The 20265-nt window shown below is 70.8% G+C and carries 23 protein-coding genes and 2 tRNA genes; 14 read left to right on the top strand and 11 right to left on the bottom strand.

Going from position 1 to position 20265, the window contains the following annotated elements; all coding sequences use genetic code 11:
• Nucleotides 1-5 precede the first annotated feature (5 nt).
• Complete coding sequence (locus tag MOTC310_RS05255; protein WP_331301026.1) at nt 6-2162, bottom strand: methyl-accepting chemotaxis protein; 2157 nt, start codon at nt 2160-2162, stop codon at nt 6-8.
• 407 nt (nt 2163-2569) lie between these two features.
• Between MOTC310_RS05255 and rocF the strand changes: the two genes are divergently transcribed.
• The 3 genes from rocF (at nt 2570) to MOTC310_RS05240 (ending at nt 4595) form a co-directional block, all read left to right on the top strand.
• A complete protein-coding gene (gene rocF, locus MOTC310_RS05250; protein WP_331301025.1) occupies nt 2570-3538 on the top strand; it encodes an arginase in 969 nt (322 codons plus the stop codon).
• On the top strand, nt 3538-4404 hold the full coding sequence (locus MOTC310_RS05245) for an urease accessory protein UreD (RefSeq protein ID WP_331301024.1): 867 nt from the start codon (nt 3538-3540) through the stop codon (nt 4402-4404). Before rocF ends, MOTC310_RS05245 begins: the two co-directional genes overlap by 1 nt.
• A 117-nt stretch (nt 4405-4521) precedes the next feature.
• Nucleotides 4522-4595 (top strand) — tRNA-Cys (locus MOTC310_RS05240).
• A 54-nt stretch (nt 4596-4649) separates the two neighbouring features.
• Here MOTC310_RS05240 and MOTC310_RS05235 read toward each other — a convergent pair.
• Together MOTC310_RS05235 and MOTC310_RS05230 are read right to left on the bottom strand one after the other, a co-directional pair.
• The gene (locus tag MOTC310_RS05235) at nt 4650-6329 is read right to left on the bottom strand and encodes a methyl-accepting chemotaxis protein (protein ID WP_331301023.1); all 1680 of its coding nucleotides are present in this window, start codon (nt 6327-6329) and stop codon (nt 4650-4652) included.
• 319 nt (nt 6330-6648) lie between these two features.
• Complete coding sequence (locus MOTC310_RS05230; protein ID WP_331301022.1) at nt 6649-7032, bottom strand: hypothetical protein; 384 nt, start codon at nt 7030-7032, stop codon at nt 6649-6651.
• A 130-nt stretch (nt 7033-7162) separates the two neighbouring features.
• Between MOTC310_RS05230 and MOTC310_RS05225 the strand changes: the two genes are divergently transcribed.
• From MOTC310_RS05225 to MOTC310_RS05215, 3 genes are all read left to right on the top strand, one after another.
• Nucleotides 7163-7238, top strand: a tRNA-Asn gene (locus MOTC310_RS05225).
• A gap of 344 nt (nt 7239-7582) precedes the next feature.
• A complete protein-coding gene (locus tag MOTC310_RS05220) occupies nt 7583-7819 on the top strand; it encodes a hypothetical protein (protein ID WP_331301021.1) in 237 nt (78 codons plus the stop codon).
• A 140-nt stretch (nt 7820-7959) separates the two neighbouring features.
• Nucleotides 7960-8205, top strand: a complete 246-nt coding sequence (locus MOTC310_RS05215) for a hypothetical protein (protein ID WP_331301020.1) — start codon at nt 7960-7962, stop codon at nt 8203-8205.
• 126 nt (nt 8206-8331) lie between these two features.
• On the opposite strand, the gene MOTC310_RS05210 is transcribed toward MOTC310_RS05215, so the two are convergent.
• From MOTC310_RS05210 to MOTC310_RS05200, 3 genes are all read right to left on the bottom strand, one after another.
• Nucleotides 8332-9024 (bottom strand): BA14K family protein, encoded by a 693-nt coding sequence (locus MOTC310_RS05210; protein WP_331301019.1) that lies wholly within the window; start codon nt 9022-9024, stop codon nt 8332-8334.
• A gap of 691 nt (nt 9025-9715) precedes the next feature.
• Nucleotides 9716-10033 carry a hypothetical protein gene (locus MOTC310_RS05205; RefSeq protein ID WP_331301018.1) on the bottom strand — a complete coding sequence of 106 codons (318 nt, stop codon included), beginning with the start codon at nt 10031-10033 and terminating at the stop codon, nt 9716-9718.
• A 71-nt stretch (nt 10034-10104) separates the two neighbouring features.
• Nucleotides 10105-10287 (bottom strand): hypothetical protein, encoded by a 183-nt coding sequence (locus MOTC310_RS05200; protein WP_331301017.1) that lies wholly within the window; start codon nt 10285-10287, stop codon nt 10105-10107.
• A gap of 437 nt (nt 10288-10724) precedes the next feature.
• Here MOTC310_RS05200 and MOTC310_RS05195 point away from each other — a divergent pair, with 437 nt between their 5' ends.
• The 6 genes from MOTC310_RS05195 to MOTC310_RS05170 all read left to right on the top strand — a co-directional run bounded on the left by MOTC310_RS05195 (nt 10725) and on the right by MOTC310_RS05170 (nt 14570).
• On the top strand, nt 10725-11585 hold the full coding sequence (locus tag MOTC310_RS05195; RefSeq protein ID WP_331301016.1) for an SDR family oxidoreductase: 861 nt from the start codon (nt 10725-10727) through the stop codon (nt 11583-11585).
• Between the two features lie 32 nt (nt 11586-11617).
• The gene (locus MOTC310_RS05190; RefSeq protein ID WP_331301015.1) at nt 11618-11932 is read left to right on the top strand and encodes a hypothetical protein; all 315 of its coding nucleotides are present in this window, start codon (nt 11618-11620) and stop codon (nt 11930-11932) included.
• A 23-nt stretch (nt 11933-11955) separates the two neighbouring features.
• Nucleotides 11956-12354 (top strand): hypothetical protein, encoded by a 399-nt coding sequence (locus MOTC310_RS05185; protein WP_331290402.1) that lies wholly within the window; start codon nt 11956-11958, stop codon nt 12352-12354.
• Between the two features lie 247 nt (nt 12355-12601).
• Nucleotides 12602-13240: a cell wall anchor protein gene (locus MOTC310_RS05180; RefSeq protein WP_331301014.1), complete on the top strand. Its 639-nt coding sequence runs from the start codon at nt 12602-12604 to the stop codon at nt 13238-13240.
• A gap of 72 nt (nt 13241-13312) precedes the next feature.
• Nucleotides 13313-13891 (top strand): NADPH-dependent FMN reductase, encoded by a 579-nt coding sequence (locus MOTC310_RS05175; RefSeq protein WP_331301013.1) that lies wholly within the window; start codon nt 13313-13315, stop codon nt 13889-13891.
• Nucleotides 13892-14237: 346 nt separating this feature from the next.
• Nucleotides 14238-14570: a hypothetical protein gene (locus MOTC310_RS05170; RefSeq protein ID WP_331290399.1), complete on the top strand. Its 333-nt coding sequence runs from the start codon at nt 14238-14240 to the stop codon at nt 14568-14570.
• Nucleotides 14571-14662: 92 nt separating this feature from the next.
• Here MOTC310_RS05170 and MOTC310_RS05165 read toward each other — a convergent pair whose 3' ends face one another.
• Together MOTC310_RS05165 and MOTC310_RS05160 are read right to left on the bottom strand one after the other, a co-directional pair.
• A complete protein-coding gene (locus MOTC310_RS05165; RefSeq protein ID WP_331301012.1) occupies nt 14663-14962 on the bottom strand; it encodes a hypothetical protein in 300 nt (99 codons plus the stop codon).
• A 410-nt stretch (nt 14963-15372) separates the two neighbouring features.
• Nucleotides 15373-15588: a hypothetical protein gene (locus MOTC310_RS05160; RefSeq protein ID WP_012319420.1), complete on the bottom strand. Its 216-nt coding sequence runs from the start codon at nt 15586-15588 to the stop codon at nt 15373-15375.
• Between the two features lie 314 nt (nt 15589-15902).
• Between MOTC310_RS05160 and MOTC310_RS05155 the strand changes: the two genes are divergently transcribed.
• Nucleotides 15903-16055 carry a hypothetical protein gene (locus MOTC310_RS05155; protein WP_331290397.1) on the top strand — a complete coding sequence of 51 codons (153 nt, stop codon included), beginning with the start codon at nt 15903-15905 and terminating at the stop codon, nt 16053-16055.
• Between the two features lie 3 nt (nt 16056-16058).
• Here the strand turns inward: MOTC310_RS05155 and MOTC310_RS05150 are convergent, their stop codons facing one another.
• Nucleotides 16059-16538 carry a hypothetical protein gene (locus tag MOTC310_RS05150; RefSeq protein ID WP_331301011.1) on the bottom strand — a complete coding sequence of 160 codons (480 nt, stop codon included), beginning with the start codon at nt 16536-16538 and terminating at the stop codon, nt 16059-16061.
• A gap of 154 nt (nt 16539-16692) precedes the next feature.
• Nucleotides 16693-17943, bottom strand: coding sequence for a phosphoglycerate dehydrogenase (gene serA, locus MOTC310_RS05145; protein WP_331290395.1), 1251 nt, complete (start codon nt 17941-17943; stop codon nt 16693-16695).
• 320 nt (nt 17944-18263) lie between these two features.
• Here serA and MOTC310_RS05140 point away from each other — a divergent pair, with 320 nt between their 5' ends.
• The gene (locus MOTC310_RS05140; protein WP_331301010.1) at nt 18264-19112 is read left to right on the top strand and encodes a transglutaminase-like domain-containing protein; all 849 of its coding nucleotides are present in this window, start codon (nt 18264-18266) and stop codon (nt 19110-19112) included.
• Between the two features lie 12 nt (nt 19113-19124).
• On the opposite strand, the gene MOTC310_RS05135 is transcribed toward MOTC310_RS05140, so the two are convergent.
• Complete coding sequence (locus tag MOTC310_RS05135) at nt 19125-19892, bottom strand: Crp/Fnr family transcriptional regulator (RefSeq protein WP_331301009.1); 768 nt, start codon at nt 19890-19892, stop codon at nt 19125-19127.
• Nucleotides 19893-20265: the final 373 nt, after the last annotated feature.

Here is a 20265-nt window from a genome sequence, read left to right as displayed (position 1 = left end):
CCGGTCTACGCAGCCCGCACGTTGCGGAGGAACTGCGCCACCTCGGCGCGGAGCTGCTCCGAGCGGGTCGCGAGGGCGTCGGACGCCTGCGCGACCGAGTCCGCGGCCTCTCCGGCATCGCCCGCGACCCGGGCGACTTCGGCGATCTCCAGGGTCATCGTGCCGGTGCCGGCCGAGGCCTGCCCCATGCTGCGGACGATGTCCTGCGTGGTGACGCCCTGCTGATCCACCGCGGCGGCGATGCTGGTCGAGACCTGGTTCATCGCCTCGATCTGGGCGGTGATGCCCTGGATCGCCCCGGCCGCGTCGCCGGTGACCGTCTGGATCGAGGCGACCTGACGGCTGATCTCCTCGGTGGCGCGGGTCGTCTGGGCGGCGAGCTCCTTGACCTCGGCGGCGACCACCGCGAAGCCGCGGCCGGCCTCGCCGGCGCGGGCGGCCTCGATCGTGGCGTTGAGGGCCAGCAGGTTCGTCTGCCCGGCGATCGTCGAGACCATGCCGACCACGTCACCGATCCGCGTCGCGGCCGCTGCGAGGTCGGTCATGGTCTGCTCGGCCCGGCGGGCCTCGCCGACGGCGGTGGCGGACATCCCCGCCGCCTGCTCGACCTGACGGCCGATCTCCTGAACGGTGGCGCCGAGCTCCTCGGCCGCGGCCGCGACGGTGTTGACGTTGTCGGAGGTCTGCTGCGCGGCCCCGGCGACGCTGGTCGAGCGCTCGGAGGTGCCGGCGACCGCGGAGCGCATCGTGTCCGACGCGCCCTGAAGCTCCGTGACGGCGCCCGTCAGGCCCTCGACGATGCCGCCGACCGAGTGCTCGAACCCGTCGGCGAGTTCGCGCAGCATCGCGCGCCGGCTCTGCTCCTCGCGCAGGCGCGCGGCCTCCGTGGTCTGGAGCTGCTGGGCGGCCTCCTCCAGGGACATGTCGCGGATCGTGACCACGGCGCGGGCGATGTCGCCGATCTCGTCCCGCCGCTTGCTGCCGGGCACGTCGGTCAGGGCCTGGCGATCGGCGAGGGCCTTGAGCGCGCGGGTCAGGGCACCGAGCGGCGCCACGATCGATCGGGCGAGCAGCAGGCCGAGCAGGGCCGTTCCGGCCAGGACGAAGAGGCCGGTCAGGATCAGCGTGCGCGACAGGGCCTCAACCGCGTCGATCGCCTCGGCCTGGGTCTGCTCCGCCACCACCGTCCAGGGCGCGCCGAGGACGGTCACCGGCGAAGCGGCCGCCATGTGGGCCCCGTTCCCCGCCGTGAAGTCGACGGGTCCGCCAGCCTTGATCCGATCGGCGGCTAGGCCGATCCCGGCGAGGCCCGCGCCGGCGTGCACGGCCGGGTTCAGCGGCGGGTTGCTGCGCAGGAGTCCGTCCACGCCGACCGCCAGGATCTGCCCCGTGTCGCCGAGGCCGGTCCGCTTGGACAGCGTCTGGTCGAACAGGGCGGGCGTGACCCGCATGACGATGAAGCCGATCCGCTCGGCAGCCTGCGCCGTGCCCATGGCGACGTTGGCCCGCTTGGTCATAGCGCGGCCGATGAAGGCGGCCGGGACCCCGTCCACCGGGTAGGCGGCGAAATCCTCGTAGAGGACCGCGCCCGGGTCGGCGGACTTCAGACGCTCGACGAGGCGCGCGAGGGCCGTTCCCGCGAGGCCGTCGTCCGTCACGGACTTGCCGAAATCGGCGCCCTTCGTTGTCGTGTAGTCGATCCGGCCGCTGTCATCGAGGAACATCAGGTCGGCGTAGCCCGGCTGTGCGACGAGCTTGCGAGCCACCTCCTGAACCTTGACGTGCCGGCGGGCATACATCGACTGCATGCCGCTGCCGTCGAGGGCGACCCGAGCCTCGGCGGTCTGCGGCGCCCGGAACGCCTCGATGACGCTCGCGGTGTCGGGCTTCGCCGGGTCGAGGTTCTCGAGCAGGTCTGGGAAGTTCGAGACGATCTGCGGGTGCGCCGCCACCGCCAGGAAGTCGGCCTGCGCCCGGTCGGCCACCAGCTCGATCGCGTCCCGGCGCGCCGCCGCGGCGAGTTCGAGGCGCTCGTGGGCCGCAGTCATCAACCCCGCCCGCGCCGAGTACCAGCTGAATCCGCCCATGGCGGTGGCGCTCAGGAGCGCCAGGCCGACGGTCGTCGCGGGAAGGCGCGTGCTCAGCCGCGATAGCGTGATCATGATGCCCTTGAATTTTTTAGAGATTGCTTGAGGCGTACCAATCGCCCAATCCTTATAAAAATCTCGTAAACACCAATACACAGCTCGAAACTTCAGCAGACTCGAAGCATACAACTTAAGAGGCAATCCAGGCACCAATAACCCAAGTTGTGAGTGGTCAATCGTCCCTCCCGGAAAGGTTCCGCCGGTCGGAACGCCGTCGGAACCTTGCGCGCGGTGACGGATGCCCGGCATCCGGCGCGCCCCTGGAGCACGCATCTTCTCGCGGCCGCGATCCCGGCCCGGGCGCACCGTCACGGATCTTGCTGGCCGATCCGGTCTCGCGGTCACCGTCATCGGACGGTTATGAGTCCGAATGGTACAGCGGCCGTGGAGCACCGGTGCTCCGGGACGGCGATGGAGGTGGGATGAGCGGCGAAGCCCAGCCGGACGCGGCGCGCAGCATCGCGCTGATCGGAGCGCCGATCGAGGTCGGAACCAGCGAGCCCGGCGCCCTCATGGGACCGGCAGCCCTGCGCACGGCCGGGCTGGTCCGGGCGCTCGCCGAACTCGGCCACGCGATCACGGATCGCGGCGACGTCGCCCCGGACGGGCCCGCGGGGGCGCGCGGGCTCGACGGCGTCGCCGCCTGGACGCGGGCCCTGTGCCGGGTCGTGGAGGCCGTCCTCGACGAGGGGGCGCTCCCGCTGACGGCCGGCGGCGATCACAGCCTGTCCCTAGGCTCCGTCGACGGGGTGATGCGGCACTGCGCGCGGCGCGGCCAGCCCGTCTTCGTGCTCTGGCTCGACGCCCATGCCGACTTCAACACGCCGGCGACGTCGCCTTCCGGCAACGTCCACGGCATGCCGCTCGCCGCCCTGTGCGGCGAGCCGGGCTTCCCGCCGCTCTTCGCCGAGCCCGCACCGGCTCCCCTGCCGCCGGCCCACGTCCACCTGTTCGGCCTCCGGTCGATCGATGCCGGCGAGCGCGCCCTGGTGACGGCGCGCCGGGTCGGCGTCACCGACATGCGCACGATCGACGAGTTCGGAGTCGTGGCACCCCTGCGGCGGGTGCTCGACCGCGTCGCCGCGCAGGGGGCGCATCTCCATGTCAGCCTCGACATCGACTTCCTCGACCCTTCGATCGCGCCGGCCGTGGGCACGACCGTGCCGGGCGGGGCCACCTTCCGGGAGGCGCACCTGATCATGGAGATGCTGCACGATTCCGGTCTGGTGCGCTCCCTCGACGTGGTGGAACTCAACCCCTTCCTCGACGAGCGCGGCCGCAGCGCCCGGGTTCTGGTCGAGCTGGTGGCGAGCCTGTTCGGGCGGCGCATCCTCGACCGGCCGACCGCGCCGATCCAGGCCGTGCCGTCTGAGCCGGCCGGACGCGCCTGATGCACGGCCCTCCTGCCCCCTCATCCTCACCTGGGACGACCGGGGCCGCGCCCGCGCGCCAGCGCTCGGACGGGCGCGTCCGGCTGCGCGTCGGGCCGGCCCGTCCGGGCGGCGGGACGCGCATCCTGGATCTCTCGGAATCCGGGCCGTCGCGGCTGCGCTTCCCCCGCGGGACCGGCGCGCTGGAGACGGTCCTCGTCAACACGGCGGGCGGCGTAGCCTGCGGCGACACCTTCGCCATCGACCTCGCCCTGGAGCCGGGGGCCGACTTGGTGCTGACCACCACGGCGGCCGAGAAGATCTACCGCTCGGACGGCCCCGTGAGCCGCATCGCCAACACCCTGACCCTCGGGGAGGGGGCCGGCCTCGCCTGGCTGCCGCAGGAGACGATCGTGTTCGATCGCGCGCGGGTGAGGCGGCGCTTCGAGGCCGATCTCGCCGCGGGTTCCGCCCTGATCGCCGTGGAAATCGTCGCGTTCGGCCGCGCTGCCGGGGGCGAGCGGATCGCCGACGGGCTGTTCGCGGATTCCTGGCGCATCCGCCGAGGCGGCCGGCTCGCCTACGCGGACGACGTCCTGCTGGAGGGTCCGATCAGCGATCACCTCGCCCGCCCGGCCATCGGGGGCGGCGCCCGCGCCTGCGCGACGATCCTCGACGTCTCCCCCGGCGCGGAGGCGCGCCTCGAGGAGGCTCGGACCCGTCTGGCCGAGGCCGCGTCGCCCGGAACGACGGCCGCGGCGAGCGCCTGGAACGGCCACCTGGCGGTGCGCGCCCTGGGAGACGCGGTTGGCCCCCTACGCGGACTCGTCGCGCGGTTCCTCGCCGGCTATCGCGGTCTGCCGATGCCCCGGGTCTGGCAGAGCTGACGCGGTCTGCACAATCCGCGGCCTCGGGCCGTTGCCTGCGACGGCCGACCTCTGCTAGAGACGCGCACCCGGAGCTGTCCGCCAAGCTCCGGACGGGACGGCAGCGCCGTTCAGGAAGGCCTCGTGGCGGAGTGGTTACGCAGAGGACTGCAAATCCTTGCACCCCGGTTCGATTCCGGGCGAGGCCTCCATCTTTCCCATACAGCTTGAACAGGCCGTGATGCGCCGGCGCCCGCGGCGCCCCGTCAAGCGCCGTGGACCTCCATCATGAAGGTCTCGATCGCCCGTTGCAGGCTGTGCGTTCCGGCATTGACCCGGGCGGCGCTGCCGCGCACCTGCCCGGCCTGCGCCTCGTTGGACGCGGCCGCGGCCTGAACGCCGGCGACGCTCTCCGAGACCTGCCGGGCCTCCGCCGCCGCGCCGAGGATCGCCCGCGCGATCTCCTGGCTGGCGTGGCCCTGCTGATCGGTGGCGTCCGCCACCTCGGAGGCGATCAGGCTCATCCGGGCGATCGTCTCGCCGATCGTGCCGATGGCACCGACCGTGCGCCCGGCCGCGCCCTGGATCGACCCGACCTGCCCGGTGATGCGATCGGTGGCGAGCGCCGTCTGACCGGCCAGCGCCTTCACCTCCGCGGCGACCACCGCGAAGCCCCGCCCGGAATCCCCCGCGCGGGCCGCCTCGATCGTCGCGTTGAGCGCGAGGAGGTTCGTCTGCTCGGCCACCTCGCGGATCAGCGTGACCACGGCGCCGATCTCCTCGGCCGCCCGCGAGAGGCTCATCACCGTCTCCTTCAGCCCCTGGGTGTCGGACAGGGCGGAGGAGGCGATCGCGCTGGTGTGCCGGACCCGGGCCTCGATCTCCCGAGCCGAGGCCGAGAGTTCCTCGGCGGCGCCCGCGATGCTGTCGACGAGGCCGGCGCTCTGGTTCGACGCTCCAGCCACGACGGCCGCCTCGGCCGCCATCGCGCCCGCGTTGCCCGAGAGCGTGTCGGCCGCCGCCTGCATCGCCTCGGCCGAGTCGGCGAGATCGGTGACCGCGCGATGCGTCTCGGCCTCGAAGGTGCGCGTCGCCGCGGCCAGGGCTTCAGCGCGGGCGCGGTCGCGATCGCGGCGCGCCTGCGCCTCCGCGTCGAGGTCGCGCTTCTCGATCAGCGCCGTGCGGAACGCCGCGATGGCGGCGGCCATCTCGCCGATCTCGTCGCGGCGATGCGTGAACGGGATCGTGCGGCCGAGATCGTTGGCAGCGAGCGCCGTCATGCCGTCCTTGAGCCGATGCAGGGGGCGTCGCACTTGGCTCACGATGATCCAGATCGCCGCGAGCAGGCCCAGCGCCAGCGCCGCCGCCGGTACGACCACGAGGGTGATCCGCGCCTGACGGCGGTCGGCCGCGTCACCAGCACGGCGGGCATTCAGACGGTTCAGAACCTCCCGTCCGAGCGCGCCGATCTCGGCAACCATGCGCTCGCGGTTCTTCACCGTCGCCTCGTCGGTCGCCTGGATCAGCGCCGCCTTCGGCGAGACTGTGAGGCCGAGTTCGGCGGTGTCGGTCTGGTAGGCGATGAACTCCTTGACGAAGAGATCGAACCGCCGACGGCGGTCGGCGGGAAGCTGATCCTCCATGGCCTCCAGGAAGGGTCCCCGCACCTGTTCGACCGTCGCGAGGGCGTCGTGGAGGGCCGACAGACGCGTGCGCGCCTCGGACGTGTCGTCCGCGGTGTAGAGGGCCGTGGCCTGAACCACGGCGTGCTCGATGGCCTGGCCCAGGGCGCCCGCCTGCAGGCCGGCATTCCAGATCCGGTCCGTTGCGGCGGCGCGCTCCTGCTCCCAGTTCGACTGGCGAACAGCGAAGGCCGCGATCCCGATCGCCACGAGGGCCAGCAACCCGATCACCGCAGAGAGCTTCACGCCGAGTGAGATACGCATGGCAGCCGCGCCGCTTTGGCCAGAGTTCGAGCGGCCACACCTATACCGAAGCATTTCATTCTGAACAGGTAAATATAGCCGGCAAAACCTATTCCTTTTTTTACTTTGCAGTTCGGGACTCATTGCCAGCAAAACACGGTTCTTATCGGCGATTTTACGCGAAGAATAGGTCGCGCTTTTTCAGATCTCGGCCAGCGCGGGAAAGCCAGTGCAGTCTCGCGCCCGCCATCGCCAGGCTGGCGGACAGCCGCGAGACTGGATTCGCCTGCGCACCGGTGGAGCGGCGCGCCCTGGCCGGACCGGGGCTTCCGGGTGGCGATCACGGCAACCGGATCGCGGCACGGGCCGGGATGCTCGCATCCGAAACCAGGCGGGCAGCGACGATCTCGCGGCGGAGATCGTCGCACTGCACCTCGACGAGGTCTGGCAGGATGTCGGCCTCGTGCTCGTCCAGGGCCGCGATCAGGCGGGGCCGGTCGGCGGCCCACTCGAAAGCGACGCGCACTTCGCGCTCGGCATAGGGGTCCTGTGGGTCGAGGCAGCGATGGGTCAGCATGGTCGCAGGATCATCACACCGGCTCTCCGGCGGGCCGGCCCCCTTAGGAGCGTGCCACGACAGACGGATGACTTCGGCCGGGCGAGCACCGGGAAGCTGGGCGAGACCGACGAGCGCGGCCGACGGTCTGTTGCCGATCAGCAACACCCGGGGTCTTCCGACCGTCCGGAGGCGCCTCCTGCGCCGTGCCGCAGGGCGCCGAGCGACGGATTGAGGGCGGATCGTGCCTCGAGGCCCTTGCGTCCCGCGATCCCGGTGTGTAGAGACCCCCTCGTGATCCCCGATAGCTCAGTTGGTAGAGCAGGCGACTGTTAATCGCCTTGTCGCAGGTTCGAGTCCTGCTCGGGGAGCCATACACTTTCCAACATCTTGATCGCGCTGAGGCTTCGCTCCTCGCTCCCGCACCGGGTGCTGAGGATTTGAAACAGCGCTGCCGTTCCGGTGATCGGCAATACGCGCTTCGGGCTGTGTTCGACTGGCGCCATGCGGGTCTGCCGGCGGCAGGGCCGTCCCGCGGCTCGGCCGCGACCGGCCAGGGCACAGTCCCAGAGCGTGCGGTGAGCCCCTGCCGGATCCGGCGCGCGGTGTCGGTGACGGAAGTCGGGATGATTCGGGCGGGGTTGCACGTCTACGTTCTGCGGCCCTGCACCGCGCGGCGGCGCGGGGAGCAACGACGACACGCACGGCGGTGATCCCGATGTCGCGCGACACGCTCGGTCCCTTGATCCTCGCGGCCGTCTTCACGCTGGGCTGTTTCAGCATCCACAGCGCGCGCCGGCATCCGGACGCGGTGACCTTCGGCCTGCTGCTGCTGCTCGGCTTCCTGGCCACCCTGTATGTCGGCCAGCACGTCGGACTGGATGCGCGTCACCCCGCCTGGCAGCACGAGGCCTCACAGCTGAAGACACCGCCATCGTCGCATCCGACGATGTGACGGAGCGACAGCTTCGCGCTCATGCTCTCGGCAGGGCTGACATCGGCAGGGCCGCCGCACAGCTGTCGCGTCGGCTTCCGCGTGTGGCCGGGGAGAGGGTGGCGACCTAGATCCCGGACCCATCCTGCGAGAGACCGGCCATGGCCTTCCCAGACCCGAACGAACCCAGCGCGACGTCGATCAACGACCTGGAGCTGGTCAATACCCTGATCGCCCGCAAGGAAAGCGGCGACCCGGTCGACGCCGACATCCTGGCGCTGCTGGCCGATATGGAACGGCTCGGGCTCACCGACACGGATGCCTACGCGACGCTCGACGCGTATCGGCCAGGGCCCACAACCGGGGCCACCGGCGGCGACGAGGCCGAGGCCGAGGCAAAGTTCTAGCGCGGCGATTCCCCGCGCCGAATGGCCGGTCGGGCATACCGAGCCGGCTCGCCTCCAGCCCCGCCGCCCCCACAGGGCGGCGGGGCTGCAGCGTTCCGATGCGGTCGTTCTCGGGACGACCGGAGCTTACCGGCAGCGATGGCGCCGCCCGTCCCGGCCCAGGTAGGTACCACTCTGCGGGTCGTAGGATCGGAAACGACGCGCGCAGTAGCGGTCATCGTCGGCGACACGGTCGGTCTCGACGTCGGCGTAGCCGTAAGTGACCGGCCCGTAGCCACCGTAATACCCGGGGTCGTAGCCGTATCCCGGATAACCGTACACGCCGTAGAGACCGCGCGCGGCCAGTCCCAGGCCGAGCCCGCCGAGCGCGTATCCGCGCCGGCCATAGCCGTAGCCGTAGGGCCGGCCATAGAAGCCCCGATTGTCGCCGTAATGGCGATGATGGCCGTAGCCGCGATGCGCGCCGAGTCCGTGTCCAAAGCCCGGGTTGGACAGGCCGCTGACGGCCGGTCGGCCGAAATTGTGGTTGCCGAAGCCCTGATTGGCGAAGCCGGCACCGACACCGCCCACCGACCCGAAATTGTGATCGCCGAGACCCCGGTTCGCGAAGCCGCCTCCCGCTGCGGCAGCCCCGATCCTGTGATTTCCGAAGCCGTGATGGCTGAAGCCACCGCTGCCCGCGGCGGCCGCGGCTCCGAAATTGTGGTTGCCGAAGCCGTGATTGGCGAAGCTGCCCGCCTGTGCCTGGGCTCCGGTCGGCACCCCGAGAAGGGCGCCGGCAAGGATTGCCGATGCAATCGCTGTGACCGTCCGATTCATGATCGCCACTCTGGCTGCGTTGCGTCTACCCGGATCAACGTCGCGCCGGACTCGGGCAATCCCGCTTCCTTTTGTCCTGTGATGGGTCGGACGCCGAAGATTGCCCGCGGGCATCCTCACCGTCGCCCAGTCTCGGCCTCCGCCCGGCGCCATGCGGGCGGGAATTGGCTGACCGCGTCGACCCGACCGGGATGCCTGATCTCGGCTCAAGGCCCTGCGGGTGCCGTGGGCGTGCACCCGCCGTCTTCCACTTCGAGCGAGGCTGCGCGGCACCTTGAGGGCCCACGATCGCGCGGCCTGGAACCTTGCTCGGAGCCTGGAGCAGGGGAAAGTCGCCCCTCGGCGCCGCCGGGCGCGGAGCGCGCAGGGAACCGCGAACGCGATGATGACGCCGACCAGCAGCACGGACGGGATTCCGAGGAGCCCGTTGGACTGCGCCGCCTCGGTTCCCGGCGTCGGATTCACAGCCTGCACCGGAGCGCCATCGGCAGCCGAGACGAGAAGCGACACGGCCACAACTTGCAGTCGCCACATCGCTTATCTCCGGCGCATGGCGGCCGTCCCGGTCGCCCCTGACTGACAGGTCGAACATCGGACGCGCCGCGTCGCCGCGGGCTTCTGCGGGTCACATGCGGCGCGTTCACGGGAGACGCAGACCGCGCCGCGCCTCCCAGACCGTGCGGTCGGACCCCTACGATTGCTGTTGACGCTTCAGGCTGCTCTGCGCCCCGGACTCGTCCGACTTCGGGTTCGCCAAGCCGCTCGTGTTGCCGTCCGCGTCCTGATCAAGATCGGCGTCCACCTGCCGATTGCCGGCATGGTCCTGATACTGCTCGGTCTGGACGTTCTTGCTGTCCAACCCGCGCTCGTCGCTGTGCCGAGACTTGTCGCGGTTGCTGAGAACCATGTTCTCCGGCAGCACGCCCTCGGGCAGGTCCGACATGGCCCCGGTTCCGGTTCCCTTGCCCTGGGCGCCTGGGCCGACCTTGTGCCGACTGGCATTCGCCATGATCATCCTCCGGTGCGGATCAACACTCTCGTCGGGCACGGCCGCTCGCGGTGCCCGCGCGGATCGGGCGGTCAGCGGTCCTGCTGGTAGCCCTGGTCGGTGGTGTTCACCTTGGAGTTCCCGGCCTGGCCGACCTTGTCCGGGTCCTTGGTCTGGGATCCGGCGCGGCCCTGCGTGAGCGGCGCTTCAGTGGCGCTGCCGGGCCCCTTATCGGACCGGTTGGCCGGCGGAACGGGCGGTGGCTTCGTCGTCATGTGTACCCCGTGTTGCTCAATGCGGAGCCAACCCGACAAGCTCCGCATCGTTCCCGACGACGCTTATCCGGCAACGCTTGATAGCTGAGCCGCGCGTGCTGCACCGTGACAGCGAATCTATACATTCGCTTGCGGCGCTCTCGTTCGCGATAAACCGGTGGCATCCGCCTCTATACTGTGAGCGCCTGCGCGACGACGGCCGGCCATCGCGGCCGTTCGGGAAGCCGCGCGAAACAATGGCCGCCGGGTCGGGTTGTCGACACGGGGAACGGCTCCCGCGGACAGGCCGGTTTCGGATCCGCACGCCCCACGACATCCGGCGGCCGGCCGCGGGCATCTCCGCGCCCGATGCCGCCGTCGCAGCGCCACCCCCGTTCGACGCCTCGCGTCCGGAAACCCGCATCGCGACAGCCTCGCCGCCGCGCAAGGAGCGCCACATGACCGACTTCCCGAAGCCGCCTTTCGACCGGCAGCGCAAGCTCACCCCGCCCGCCCACGACGCCGACATGGATCCGCGCCCGGATTACGGCGAGGCGCATTACCGCGGCTCCGAGCGGCTGTCCGGCCGCAAGGCAGTCATCACCGGCGCGGACAGCGGCATCGGCCGCGCCGTGGCGCTCGCCTTCGCCCGTGAGGGCGCGGACGTGCTGGTCAGCTACTATGACGAGCACGACGACGCCCGTGAGACCTGTCGCCTCGTGGAATCGGCCGGCCGCACGGCGGTGGCGGTGCCGGGGGACATCAAGGACCCGAAGCATTGCCGCGCCATCGTCGACAAGGCGGTGGCCGCGTTCGGGCAGGTCGACGTGCTCGTCAACAACGCCGCGCACCAGAAGACCTTCGCCGATCCGGAGGAGATCTCCGACGAGGAGTGGGAGGTCACCTTCGCGACCAACATCCACGCCATGTTCTACCTGGTGAAGGCTGCCCTCCCGCACATGAAGGCCGGCAGCTCGATCATCAACACCACCTCGGTGAACGCCGACTCGCCCAGCCCGCAATTGCTGGCCTACGCCACCACCAAGGGTGCGATCCAGAACTTCACCGGCGGCCTCGCCCAGATGCTGGCCGAGCGCGACATCCGGGTGAATTGCGTGGCCCCGGGACCGATCTGGACGCCGCTCATCCCCTCCACCATGCCGGAGGAGAGGGTGCGTACCTTCGGCTCGCAGGTGCCGATGAAGCGCCCCGGCCAGCCCTGCGAACTTGCCCCCGTCTACGTCATGCTGGCCGGCCCGGAATCGAGCTACGTGTCCGGCGCCACCGTGGCGGTGACCGGCGGCAAGCCGATCATCTGACCCGATCCCGTCGAGAGCCCAGGAGAACCGCCATGACCCAGAACCCGCACGATCCGAAGTCATCCACCCGCGCGACCCTGCGCTCTTTCAGCGCCACGGCCGACCGGAACGGCCAGGATCTCGGCCAGGACGAGGCCCGAGATCTCGCTCGCCCGGCGGAGCTGATGCACGAGCGCCAGTCCGATCCGGGCTGGCAGGCCGAAGTCGTCCGGACCGCGTCGGGTCAGCAGCGCCTCGACGCGGTGAGCGGCGGCAGCGTGGCCTCCGTGGAGGCGACGGAGGCCGAAACCCCGCCCGAGAACCTCCGCCATCTCGGCGACGCCCGCACCGGGCCGAAAACGTCCTGACTCGCGCAGAGGACGTGCCGGACATGATCCCGACCCGCGTACACGCCGTCACCGACTACGCGTTCCCCGCCCTGATCGCCGCGCTGTCGCGGCGGCCGGGGCGGGGACCCGCGACCCGCCGGATCATGCAGATCGGACCGGTCTGGCACGCGGCCTACACCGTGCTGACGCGCTACGAGGGCGGCCTCATCCCCGTCCTGTCGATGCGGACCCATCTCGCCTGCGACGCGGTCGGCGCCCTCGGCTTCGTCGGTGCGGCCGCCCTGCTGCGCGGCGAGCCGGGGCGCGACCGGCTCCTGCTCGCGGCGCTGGGCCTGGGCGAACTCCTCCTGATCGCCGCCAGCGACCGGGATGTCGCGCGCGATCAGCGGAGGCGCGGACCCGACCGACCGGGAAGGCCGGGACCCGCGCCGAGGCCGTGACGGAGTGTCTGGGTGCCCTGTTCCTCCTGAGCGTGCTGCTGAACGTGGTCGCGCACCTCGCCGTCTTCGGCAGCTCCCGCACGACCGGTCCCGTGCTGATCAGGTCCCTGTCGGCCGGCAGAATCGGCAGATTCTGCCGCTCGGCCGATCCTGCCGGCCTGGAGCCGGGACGCGCCGCTGAAATCATTGGGAAAATTCTGGAACGGCTCGTGCCTGCCTATACCGAAGGCGGTCGCGGAGGCGCACCATGTCGGTGAATTCGGTTTCGGGCAGTTCTCTCCAGCGGGATCTCGTCAGCGCCCTGCGGCAGGCGCGCGCGGCGAATGCCGCCCGCCTCGACGTCGGCACCGCCGCACCGGCAACCCAGCAGGCCGGCACGCAGGCGGCCGCGGATGGCACCGCTTCGTCGTCCGGGACAGCGTCGACGCCGGCCCTGTCGAACGATCTGATGGCGTCGCTCCTCCAGCTGCAATCCGACTTCAGCCAGATGGGTCTCCAGAACGGCGTCACGACGCCCGCGGAAGCCGCGGCCAGCGCCGACGACACGTCGACCACCGGCACCGCACCGGACCAGGCCGCGGCCGGCGCGACCTCCGTCCACCACCATCGCGGCCATCACGGCCATCGGCCGGCGTCGGAGGCCGAGCAGGACGGGGCGGCAGGCCAGACCGGCACCGCCACGGATGCGTCCGCGTCAGCATCCGCGAGCACGTCCGCGACCGCGACCGCCGATCCCGCGACGGCGACCGCCGATCCCGCGACGGCGACCGACAGCGGCAGCGACCTGCAATCCTTCCTGCAGCAGGTGACGAAGGCGGTCACCGCCTACGCGGCCGGCGGACCGCTCGGCATCGCGGCCGCGCTCACCAGCAGCACCAAGGCCTGACGGTCGCGGGACCGACCTGCGTCTGGAGTGGCGAGACGGCCTCTGGCATGATCCGGAAACCCGGAGAGCGCCATGCCCCTGACCGTCCCCGTGATCCTCGGCAGCGTTCGGACCGACCGCATCGGCATCCGCGCGGCGCGCTTCCTCGTCGCGCAGCTCGAAGCGCGCGGCCACGCCGCCCCGCTGGTCGATCCTGCCGAACTGGCGCTCCCGCTCCTCGACCGGATGTTCAAGGAATACCCGGCCGGCACGGCGCCGGAGCCCCTGCAGCGCTGCGCCGTCCTCTTCCGCCGCGCCGACGCCTTCCTGATCGTCACGGCCGAGTACAATCACGGCGTCCCGCCGGCTCTGTCCAACACCCTCGATCACTTCCTCGAGGAGTATTTCTGGCGGCCCTCGGCCATCTGCTGCTACTCGGCAGGCCAGTTCGGCGGCGTCCGGGCCGCGATGCCGCTGCGGGCCATGCTGGCCGAGATGGGCATGTCCAGCATCCCCTCGCTGCTACCGATCCCGCGGCTCCAGAAGGCCGTCGACGCGGAGGGGGTTCCCGCCGAGCCCTGGCTCACCTCGGCGGCCGCGCGCTTCCTGGACGAGCTGGAATGGCACGCCGAGGCCCTGCGGGACCGCCGCCGGCGCGGCACGCCGTACTGACCCGCAGTGCAACAGCTGGGCGCCTCCGGCCCGCCGGAGTGGCGTCGGCCTGGCCGCACGGCCGACAGCATCGCCACTGTCGAATCGGAGGTATTCGGACGGCGAAGCGCGCCTTGGAACGCGCGATTCTGGCCTATGAAGTTGTCGAGTCAGCGCATTCGCCTCTCAACTTGCACAGTTGCTCGGCACATGATTGTAGAACAACTTTGCACGAGGCTGCCGCCGAAACGGTGAACGCGCGGAGGGCTCAGGTCGCGAGACAGTATTGCGCTGTTGCAAAAAGGTGGCTGCACACGACCCCGAAGTATGAGAGCTTGGCCGCGTTCCCGAACCCGGACCGATTCCGATGAAGATCGACGAGAGGGCGCTCCTGCAGGAGCGCGTGCGGACGCTTGTCCTGCGCCACGCCCTGGAAGCCGCGCTCGAGCGCCTCGCATCGGTCGCGCGCGAGGCGGGGAAGGATGCCGAGACGGAATTCCTCACCCTGGAGCAGTCGCTCGTCACGGCGGCGCGCAGCCTCGCGGACCGGGCCAGCGCCCAGAAGCTGGCGGTGCTGGTCGCCGTCGAGGACGCGGGCGCGACGATCCGGGCCGCCTTCGACAACGCCCATGACCGCCTCGAGGTGCTGCGACCGGCCCACCTCACCCTCGTCGAGCCGACGGCGGCGGTCGCCGCCTAGACGCACCATCTCGGGCGAAACTGGAAACGCCCGCGCGCGGACGGGGGTCTCAGTGCGGGCGCGCCCCGCATAGGAGCGCGCCGACGCCCTCGTCACGGACCGTCGCGAGACCGACCGAGCGCCGCGTGGCCGAAGGCGCGGAAGGCGGCCCCACCGGACAGGACCACCCACGCGATCCGACCGATGTCGATGATGTGGTCCGGGACCTCGAAACAGCGCGCGAGGATCTCGGCGACGAGTGCGAGGCCCTGCAGGGCGAGGCCGCCCCTGTAGCAGAGCGCGTCGACCGTCGCTTGGCAAGCCGGATCCCCGCTCTTCACGCCGCCGAGAAGATGACTCACGCCGGGGCGCTCCTCCAGCACCACGCCCCAGCCGAGCAGGACGATGCCCATTTTCCCGATCACTTGGCGGGCCTCATGATCGCCGCGTGGGCCTGCGAGACCTTAACCCCCAGAGCAGCGAAGCGACCCCGACGAGCGTCAGCGGCAGCGCGATGGTCGACCAGCGGTGGAGGAGCAATCGCGCCGGCACGGTCCGGGCGACAGTCTGATCGCGCCTGGAGGCAGAACTCAGGCGTGACGGGGGTTCACCGATCACGGTCGAGCCCGACACGGGCGCGCCGCTCCGGCTTCGTCGAGAGCAGAAGGTGTCGGGGAAGGGGGCCGGAATCCGGGACGGGGCACCCCGCCGGACGCCCCATCCCAGGGCATCGCTTCCCGGCCGCGACCGTCTTCTCCGACGCGGCCGGGAGCGCGGCGCGTCGGAACGGGCAGGCGCGTCAGCGGCGCACCCGCCCGGCAGCTCACTGCTTCGCGCGGTTGATGATCGCCCAGAGCGCGCGGGCGACAGGCTCGGTGACGGTGCGACGGTACTTGCGATGAACCAATTGCCCGTTGTGGTAGACGTCCTGCTCCACGTAGAGCCGCTCGCCGTCCCAGCGGACGATGTTGTCGGACTCGGTGGTCTCCTCGACGCCGAGATCGCCTCGGAGAATCGAGTTGCCTGTCTGGGTCAGCATACGCGCGTCCTCGTTCACGCAGTCGGTTCTACCCGGGAACCGCCATCGCGGCCCGTGCAGCGCGACCCCAGGCAGCCCCCGACAGGGGCAGCATAGGAGGGCATCGGTGCACATGCCAGCGACGCCGTGGACGCAATCGCCCGACCGTCACGTCGTCCCCGGCCGAGGCCGCGATCCGGCAGGCCGGGGACGACCTTAACGTTACCCATGTGCGCTTCGGCACGTTCAGCTCGGCCGTAAGGTGCGATGCTTCACATGCGCACCCGGTCTGCCCGCACGACGCAGGCGGGATCGGCGGCGCGACGGAGGCGCCCATGCTCGCTCGCCCGTTCCGCCTGATCGCCCCGGCGCTGGCAGCCCTCGGACTCGTCGCCCTGCGCCTGGCGAGCCCGTTCATCGGGCCGGTGTCGCCTCCGCAAGCGGGCGCCTCCGACGATGCTGGCGTCGTCTTCCGACACTATCTCTGACGCTCAGCCCCGGCGGCTCAGCACGGGAGCCGCCGCCGGCAGCGGGCAGGACACCCCGGCCGCGGGCCCGAGGATGATGTCGCCCTGGCGCGGGTTGTTCACCGTAAACGGGGCCGTCTCCTGCAGGCCGATGAAGCCGCGCCCGAGCTGCGGCACGAACAGATCTCCGCCGAACCGGACGAAGCAGCGGTCGAGGACCGCCTCGTAATCGAAGGTCCGCTGGGTGACCGGCGTCCCGCCCGCGGCCGGCACCCCGCAATAGGCCGCGATATCGATTCGGCCCGGCCGCGCCAGCCGCACCGGAAGCGACTGGCCGGGCAGCAGCGTGGCGGCGGGCCCGCCGTCCTGGCGGGCGACCAGGACGAGGTTCGACCGGTTGTAGACCCGGCGCAGGCAATCTGCCGACGCGCCGGAGACGACCGAGACCGACCCGGCGAGGCCGAGCACGAGGCCGGCCCATGCGCACGCTACACGCTTCGTCACCGCAATTCCTCCGCCGGCCGGGCGCTCGATCGGTCGAGGCCGTCGATAATGCCGTCCATGACTTGAACAGCGGCCAGCTTGGCCGCGCAAGACGAACGCGGCAAGATGCGCCGCGTTCACGCGCGCCGCGCAATTTCCCGCGCGACGCGCGGCGTCAGCGGCGCTCGTAGAGGAGGCGGGCGCGGATCGTGCCCGGGATCGCGCGGATCTCGGTGAGCAGGGCCTCGGCATCCGCGTCGGTGGCGTCGGTCTCCAGTACGACGTAACCGACCTCGCCGTCGGTCTGGTAGAACTGCGCGGCGATGTTGACGTGGCCGCGGGAGAACACGTCGTTGAGGCGCCCGAGCATGCCGGGCAGGTTGCGCTGGACGTGGATGAATCGCGTCCCGGTTGGACGGGCCGGGAGCTGCACCTGCGGGAAGTTCACGGCGCCGACCGTCGAGCCGATATCGGAATAGTCCACGAGCTTGCGCGCCACCTCGGACCCGATGCGCTCCTGCGCCTCCTCGGTGGACCCGCCGATATGCGGGGTGAGGATCACGTTCTCGAGACCTTGGAGCGGGCTCACGAAGGGCTCGGCGTTCGAGCCGGGTTCCACCGGGAAGACGTCGACGGCGGCGCCCTTGAGGTGGCCGTCGCGCAGAGCCGCCGCCAGCGCCCCGAGATCGACCACGGTGCCCCGAGCGTTGTTGATCAGGAAGGCGCCGGGCTTCATCGCCCGGATCTCGGCCGCGCCGATCATGTTGGCGGTGGCGTCGGTCTCCGGCACGTGCAGCGAGACGACGTCGCTCTGGGCCAGCAGCTCGTGCAGCGTCTCGACCGGCTCGGTGTTGCCGTGGCGCAGCTTGTCGGTGTGGTCGTAGAACAGCACCCGCATGCCCATGGCTTCGGCCAGCGTCGAGAGCTGCGTGCCGATATTGCCGTAGCCGACGATGCCGAGCGTCTTGCCGCGCACCTCCAGCGAGCCCACCGCCGACTTGTCCCAGTGGCCCGCATGGGCCCCGACTGAGCGCGGCACGATGCGCCGCAGCAGCATCACGATCTCGCCGATCGTCAGCTCGGCCACCGAGCGGGTGTTCGAGAAGGGCGCGTTGAAGACCGGGATCCCCCGGTGGCGCGCCGCCTCCAGATCGACCTGGTTCGTCCCGACCGAGAAGCAGCCGACCGCCAGGAGCCGGTCCGCCGCCTCGAAGGCGGCCGCGTCGAGCTGCGTGCGCGAGCGGATGCCCACCATGTGCACGCCCTGGAGCGCCTCGTGCAGGGCCTCGCGGTCCAGCGCCTTCGGCAGCCGGGTCAGGTTGTGGTAGCCGGCCGCCCGCATCAGCGCCACGGCACTGTCGTTGATGCCCTCGAGCAGCAGGACGCGGATCTTGTCCTTCGGCAGGGAAAGCTTGTCGGGCGTCATGGGCGTCGATCGTCTGGCAGCAGGCCGTGCCGGCTGGAGCCGACCGACCCTGGATTCGAGCGGCCACGGATAAGAGGGCGCCGTGTGCGTTGCAACATGGCGCGGCGCCGGACGGCCCCGCTCGACCGCAGCCCCGACCTCGGCCTGCCGCATGGCTGCGGCGCGACCGCTGGCTCTGGCAGATATTCGCACAGTTCACATCGCCTTGAACTGACCTCGTCGACGGAACCCGGCCTCGGCTCGCGGCTTGTAGGGCCCTGTACTGTAACGACCCGCCTGCCGGCCCGACCGGACAGCGACCTTCCTCACGGTCTCCGACGATGCATATCCGCGCCGGCTTCTCGATCGCCTTCGACACGTTCGGTTCGACGCCGATGAACCTGCTGCTCAACGTGCGCCCGGAGCGCGCGGGCGACCTCCTGACGCCGGAGGTGATCACCTTCGAACCGCCGGTCGCGGCGACGCGGCACGTCGATGGCTTCGGCAACGTCTGCACGCGCATCGTCGCGCCGGGCGGCCGGATCACCATGGCGGTCGATTTCACTATCGCCGACAGCGGGCGCCCGGACGATCAGGCCCCCGGGGCCCGCCAGATCGCCGTGCAGGATCTGCCCGACGACGTGATGGTGTACCTGCTCGGGTCCCGCTACTGCGACATCGACAAGCTCTCGCAGATCGCGTGGTCGCAGTTCGGCGGCACGCCGGAGGGATGGGCGCGCGTTCAGGCGATTGTCGACTTCGCCCACTCGCGTCTGCGCTTCGACTACCAGCAGGCCGACGCCACCCGCACCGCCTTCGACGGCTACAACCAGCGCGTCGGGGTCTGCCGGGACTTCGCGCATCTGGCGATCACCCTGTGCCGGTGCATGAACATCCCGGCGCGCTACGCCACCGGCTACCTGGGCGATATCGGCGTGCCGAAGGATCCGGCGCCGATGGACTTCTCGGCGTGGTTCGAGGTCTTCCTCGACGGGCCCGAGGGCCCGCGCTGGTACACGTTCGACGCCCGGCACAACCGGCCCCGCATCGGCCGCATCGTCATGGCCCGCGGGCGCGACGCCACCGACTGCGCCCTGACGACGAGCTTCGGCGCCGCCCATCTGGTCCGCTTCGATGTCCACACCGATGACGTCCCCGCGGCACCGGACGTGCTGGCCCGGGCTGCCTGACTCGGCCGCCCGCTAGACGGCCTCGGCGGGCTCGGGCGCGGGCGCCTGGTTGTTCGCCAGGTGCAGGAACGTGGGATCGAACTCCGCGACCTCGGTCAGGGCCCCCCAGTCCTCGATGGTCAGGATGCCGCCGCTGAGCGTGACCAGCCCCCGGCCGCGCAGGGTCCGCAGGACCCTGTTCAGGTGGACACTTGTCAGGCCGAGGGCGTCGGCCAGCTCGGATTGCTTGGGCGCCAGAGGACAGCTCAGGCCGCGCGCGAGCCCGACCGCCTTCTGTCGGAGATACAGCTCGCAGAACAGGTGGGCCACGCGACCGAGCGCCTGCCGCCGCCCGAGGCTGGTGATCCGCTCGCGGTAATGGGCCGAGTCGATGAGGCTGTCGCGCCAGAGGGTTGCGGCGAGCCCCGGGTTGCTCAGGAGGACCTGACGCAGGTCCTCGTGCGCGATGAGCGCTACCACGCAGGATGTCAGGGTGGCGAGGTTGTGATCCATCCGGTGCAGGTGGAGGCTCTGCAGGTCCGGCAGGTCGCCAGCGATGTAGAACGACAGGATCTGCCGCCCGCCCTCGGAGAGGGCGGCGTAGCGGTAGACCCAGCCCTGCAGGACGAGGCAGCTATGACTCGGCCGGTCGCCGAACCGGACGATGTCGTGGCGGGCCGGCAGATTCCGGACCGTGTGCGGCAGATCGAGGAGCGCCTCCCGGTCCGGATCCGTCAGACGCGCGATGCTGTCGAGCTTGCGCGCCAGCATCTCCATCGGGGTGTTGTACCCGCTCGGCATCGGAGACTCAGGTCCCGGATCGGGATGAACGCGCTGCCCCGCCGCGCCGAGGACGGGCAATCCGAGAGTCGAGATCAGGACGCGGCACGCTTCTCCCCCCAAAACGCTCCGGATCGCCGGATCGGTCCGAACCTCCGCCGAACGGGGATTACCCGTGTCGACCGGCGGAAGCGCGACCGCAAGTGTCCGCCAGCGGACAAATTTGCCGGATCCGAGGCCGGCGGCAAGAGCGCCCCGAACGGCGCCGACCGTTCGCCGTGCCTAAAACCCTAATTGGTTGAAGTCGCAAGGCCGATGTTGTAAGGCACGCGCGTCCTCCCGGATCCGCCCTCGCGCGCTCGTCATCTGGCGCGCCCGCCGGGCCGCCGGCTGG

Origin of the sequence: Methylobacterium oryzae, assembly GCF_036441375.1 — a bacterium.
GTDB classification, from domain to species: domain Bacteria; phylum Pseudomonadota; class Alphaproteobacteria; order Rhizobiales; family Beijerinckiaceae; genus Methylobacterium; species Methylobacterium oryzae_A.
The sequence above is the reverse complement of the archived record's forward strand: the minus strand, read 5'-3'. Positions and strand labels throughout refer to the sequence as shown.